The organism is Campylobacter concisus, from assembly GCF_902460545.1.
In the GTDB taxonomy this organism is placed as follows: domain Bacteria; phylum Campylobacterota; class Campylobacteria; order Campylobacterales; family Campylobacteraceae; genus Campylobacter_A; species Campylobacter_A concisus_AE.
The window spans coordinates 14,741-17,167 of record NZ_CABPUE010000010.1 but is presented as its reverse complement, the minus strand read 5'-3'; the positions used below and the strand labels follow the sequence as shown (position 1 = coordinate 17,167).

Annotated in this window: 3 protein-coding genes, 2 tRNA genes and 1 pseudogene; all 6 read left to right on the top strand. The window is 32.6% G+C overall.

What is annotated here, in order from left to right:
* Nucleotides 1-295, top strand: a pseudogene (locus FZ949_RS09650) (DNA polymerase III subunit delta); the annotation flags it as partial.
* A 77-nt stretch (nt 296-372) separates the two neighbouring features.
* Complete coding sequence (rpsF, locus tag FZ949_RS07840) at nt 373-792, top strand: 30S ribosomal protein S6 (protein WP_021091458.1); 420 nt, start codon at nt 373-375, stop codon at nt 790-792.
* Nucleotides 793-805: 13 nt separating this feature from the next.
* The gene (locus FZ949_RS07835; protein WP_103579918.1) at nt 806-1,363 is read left to right on the top strand and encodes a single-stranded DNA-binding protein; all 558 of its coding nucleotides are present in this window, start codon (nt 806-808) and stop codon (nt 1,361-1,363) included.
* A gap of 15 nt (nt 1,364-1,378) precedes the next feature.
* Nucleotides 1,379-1,639 (top strand): 30S ribosomal protein S18, encoded by a 261-nt coding sequence (gene rpsR, locus FZ949_RS07830; RefSeq protein ID WP_021091467.1) that lies wholly within the window; start codon nt 1,379-1,381, stop codon nt 1,637-1,639.
* Nucleotides 1,640-2,216: 577 nt separating this feature from the next.
* Nucleotides 2,217-2,292, top strand: a tRNA-Lys gene (locus FZ949_RS07825).
* A gap of 13 nt (nt 2,293-2,305) precedes the next feature.
* Nucleotides 2,306-2,381, top strand: a tRNA-Glu gene (locus FZ949_RS07820).
* Nucleotides 2,382-2,427 lie beyond the last annotated feature (46 nt).

Below are 2,427 nucleotides of genomic sequence, written 5' to 3'. Positions count from 1 at the left end.
TCTAAACTCACTTTACAAAGCATTTTTTAGGCTATTTAAAATTTACTCTTACATCAAGATAAATGGCCGATTAAATTTAGATGAGGCAATTGGTTATCAACCGCCTGTAAATGTTGTAAATTTATTAAAAGCAAATAGCTTAAAACTAAATTTAAATACCTATTTGGAAATATTTAAAACGCTAAATTTAGCCGAGTTGGAGCTAAAAACAAACACAAAAATGGACAAAGAAATTTTTGTATTATCAACTATTTTAAATTTGCAACATCTTATATCAACAGCAAATATTAAGTAACTTTAAGCTAAAATCCACCCTTGCTTAAAGCAAAATCCTTGCTCACAAAGTGAGCTAAATATCCATAAGGAGAAGAAATGAAACATTACGAGCTTTTATTTATTCTTAAGCCAACATTAACGGAAGAAGAAGTTAAAGCTAAAGTTGACTTCGTAAAAGAAGTTATAACAAAAAACGGCGGCGAGATCGCTACTGTTGTTGAGATGGGCACTAGAAAGCTAGCTTATACCATCAAAAAATACGAGCGTGGAACATACTTTGTTATCTATTACAAAGCTCCACCAGCACTTCTTGCAGAGCTTACAAGAAATGTAAGGATCACTGAAGATATCATAAGATTTTTAAGCGTTAAATATGAAAATAAACGCGAAATCGCAGCTTGGGAAAGACTTTGCAAAGGTATCAAACAAACCATAAAAAAAGAGCCTCGTGAGCCAAGAGCACCGCGTGAGCCAAGAGTTGAAAAAGTAGACGAGCAAACTTTTACAGAAGAATAATCAAGGATAAAAAATGTTCAATAAAGTAGTACTAGTTGGGAATTTAACAAGAGATATCGAGCTAAGATACACTACTAGTGGATCTGCTATAGGAAATTCCGGTATTGCTGTTACTAGAAAATTTAATACTAACGGCGAAAAACGTGAAGAGACATGCTTTATTGACATATCGTTCTTTGGCAAATCAGCTGAGATAGCAAATCAATATTTAAGCAAAGGCTCCAAGCTTCTGGTTGAAGGAAGATTAAAATTTGATCAATGGACCGACAATAACGGACAAAACCGTTCAAAGCACTCAATCGTAGTTGAAAATATGGAGATGCTTGGCGGAAATAGCGGAGCTAATGGACAAAGTCAAGGTGGATTTAATCAAAATAGTTCGTACTCACAACAACGAAATAATGGTTCAAATAATAGCTATGGTAATGGTGGATATCAAAATTCAGCATCACAAAGACAGCAAATGCAACCACAAAATAAAAAAGTACAAGAAGAGTACTATGAGGAAAAAATCCCTGATATAAACATTGACGCCGATAATTTTGATGGCGACAACGAAATACCGTTTTAATTTAAAGGATAGAAAATGGCAGAAAAAAGAAAATATTCACGTAAATATTGCAAATTTACAGAAGCAAAAATTGATTTTATAGATTATAAAGATACTTCTCTTTTAAAGTATTGTTTATCAGAGAGATTTAAAATCATGCCAAGACGTTTAACTGGCACATCAAAAAGACATCAAGAGATGGTAGAAAAAGCGATCAAAAGAGCTCGTCATGCAGCTATTATACCTTACATAGTAGATCGCAAAGATGTAGTTTCAAATCCTTTTGATGGACTATAATTATTTAATTTATTAAACCCCTATTAATGGGGTTTAATCCTAATCTTAAATATCCTAGATTTATGTTCTTATAGATTTTTATTTATTGACTGCAATTTAAAATATTTTTCAAGTACTATCTATAATTTTGGTTTAACTTACACGAGACAATTAGAATTTATTCAGGTGGATATCTCAAATATATACTGTCTTTAAATAACTCTATAGCATCAATTTATTATTTCAAAATAATTTATTTAGCCATATGTACAAACAATATCGTTGATCCATATTATTCACAATTTTTACCACGAATCACGCATCATCTATTGTGTGGCAATAGCTGTCCACATGAGGCTAAAAAGTAAGATACTTAATAAGAAAAACTTTATAATAAAAACATGTCTTAGTAAATCCAATATTCATCCATTTGGTGTCCGCATATCTTACAAGTGGGCTTTATAATATATTTTATTTTGAAAACTTATTGATGCCAACCTAACCATGCAACCATGTTAGCTAAAAACAAATTTTAAACATCCTTTTCTTGACATGTAATAATGTTTTTTGTATAATCTCAATTCTTTTTTAAGCAAATGTCTTGCTAGCTCAGTCGGTAGAGCATCTCACTTTTAATGAGGGGGCCGTTGGTTCGAATCCAACGCAGGACACCATTTTTGGGTTTATGACCCTTTCGTCTAGTGGCTCAGGACTCTACTTTCTCTGTGTAGAAACAGAGGTTCAAATCCTCTAAGGGTCGCCAGATATTTTTTAAATTTTAGGTCGCTTAGCTCAGTTGGTAGAGCGCC